General features: G+C 72.5%; 2 protein-coding genes. One reads left to right on the top strand and one right to left on the bottom strand.

Annotation, left to right across the window (positions count from 1 at the left end):
• Nucleotides 1-143 precede the first annotated feature (143 nt).
• The gene (locus GT042_RS26520) at nt 144-1,112 is read left to right on the top strand and encodes a zinc-binding dehydrogenase (protein WP_161311251.1); all 969 of its coding nucleotides are present in this window, start codon (nt 144-146) and stop codon (nt 1,110-1,112) included.
• Here GT042_RS26520 and GT042_RS26515 read toward each other — a convergent pair.
• The gene (locus tag GT042_RS26515; protein ID WP_161311250.1) at nt 1,096-1,953 is read right to left on the bottom strand and encodes an MBL fold metallo-hydrolase; all 858 of its coding nucleotides are present in this window, start codon (nt 1,951-1,953) and stop codon (nt 1,096-1,098) included. The two genes, GT042_RS26520 and GT042_RS26515, sit on opposite strands and share 17 nt — an antisense overlap.
• Between the last annotated feature and the right edge of the window lie 67 nt (nt 1,954-2,020).

Here is a 2,020-nt window from a genome sequence, read left to right as displayed (position 1 = left end):
CCACCGTCACCTCGCATCCGTGACGCGGCCACCGTCACCTCGCGTCACGCGACGCGGCCCCCGGCGCCCCTGTCCGTGACGCGGCCCGTGTCACACGTCGTTCCGGTTCCGCCGCGCCCGGCCGCCGCCCTATCGTCAGGGCCATGTTCGCCGCCTACGCAGCCCGCATCGACCGTGACCACCCGCTGAACGGCCTGGAGCTGGGGGAACGCCCGGCGCCCGGGGCGCGGCCCGGCTGGACCACCGTGACCGTACGGGCCGCCTCCCTCAACCACCACGACCTCTGGTCGCTGCGCGGGGTGGGCCTGCCCGCCGACCGGCTGCCGATGATCCTCGGGTGCGACGCGGCCGGTGTCGACGAGGACGGCAACGAGGTGGTCGTCCACTCGGTGATCGGGGCGACCGGCCACGGCGTCGGGCCGGGCGAGACGCCCTCGATCCTGACCGAGCGCTACCAGGGGACCTTCGCCGAGCAGGTCACCGTACCCACCTGGAACGTCCTGCCCAAGCCGCCCGAGCTGACCTTCGAGCAGGCCGCCTGCCTGCCGACCGCGTGGCTCACCGCGTACCGCATGCTCTTCACCAACGCCGGTGTACGGCCCGGGGATTCGGTCCTCGTCCAGGGCGCGGGGGGAGGGGTCGCCACGGCCGCGATCGCCCTCGGCAGTGCCGCCGGGCTCCGCGTCTACGCCACCAGCCGCGACGAGGCGAAGCGGGCGCGGGCGCTCGAACTGGGCGCGGCGGAGGTCTTCGAGCCGGGCGCGCGGCTGCCCCGGCGGGTGGACGCCGTCATCGAGACGGTCGGGGCGGCGACCTGGTCGCACTCCGTCAAGTGCCTGCGCAGGGGCGGCACGTTGGTGATCTCGGGCGCGACGAGCGGCGACGCGCCGGCCCGCGCCGAACTGACCCGGATCTTCTTCCTGGAGCTCAAGGTCGTCGGTTCGACGATGGGGTCCAAGGACGAGTTGGAGGACCTGCTCTCGTTCTGCGCGCTGACGGGGGTACGGCCGGTGATCGACGAGGTGCTGCCGCTGGAGCGGGCGCGGGAGGGCTTCGAGAAGCTGGAGGCGGGGAGCCAGTTCGGGAAGATCGTGCTCACGCCGACCCCGTAGCGGGCTCGTGGACGAGGACGAAGTCGCCGTACGGATACGACCCCGGCCGGCCGGCGGTCTCGTCCAACGCCCTGCGCAGGGTGCGCAGATGAGTGACCGTCAGCGCGAGCGGCGCCTCGTCCGGCTGGTGGACCGTGCCGCGCGGATAGTCCACGTCCGGTGTGGTCGTCATCTCGATGTGGCACCCGAGGACGTGGGTGACGTTCCGGGTGGCGCAGAAGTCGAGCAGCCGGTCGACGGTACGGCTGTACGCGTCCGCGTCGCTCACGTACAGCCGTCCGGGGTAGAGCGAGTCGCCGGTCAGCAGCAGCCCGGTGTAGCGGTCGTGGAAGACGACGGCGGCGTCCTGGTGGCCGGGGCCGGGGACGACATCCACGATCCGCCCGCCGAGATCGACCGTCCCGGCCCCCTCGGGCCACGCGTCCAGCCCGAACGCCTCGACGACGGCGGCGAGCCCCGGCCCCACGACGGTGGTGTGCGGGCGCCCCTCGAACTGCCCGTCGGCGGCGATGTGGTCGCCGTGGCCGTGGGTGTGCGCGACGAGCAGTCCGTACGTCTCACGGGGGTGCCGGGCCAGCCATTCCTCCATCACCCGGTCGACGGTCGCGCGCAGCGGGAAGCGGGCGGGGTCGGCGGTGGCGCCGGTGTCGAGCAGGAGGGCGCGCTTGTTGCCGAACAGGAGGTACAGGAACGGTGCTTCGAAGTGCGTGGACTTGTTCTGGCGGAGGATGAGGGTGTGCTCGTTGTACGGGTGTACGTGGAGGGGGCCGTGGTGGCCGTTGGCTCGTGCGAGGGCTTTGAGGGTGCCGGGGGTGGGGGTGTGGGCGAGGTAGTCGATCACCGGTCCACTGTAGGCGGGGTGGCGTGTCAGGGTCTTTGTCCTCAATCGCCGGACGGGCTTGGTTGTG

The sequence above is a fragment of the Streptomyces sp. SID3212 genome (assembly GCF_009865405.1).
GTDB lineage: Bacteria > Actinomycetota > Actinomycetes > Streptomycetales > Streptomycetaceae > Streptomyces.
Note: the sequence above shows the minus strand (reverse complement) of the source record. Positions and strands in the feature narration are given on the sequence as shown.

Coding starts and splice junctions, on each gene's coding strand:
- GT042_RS26520 (WP_161311251.1), top strand. CDS start 144: ATGTTCGCCGCCTACGCAGCCCGCATCGACCGTGACCACCCGCTGAAC.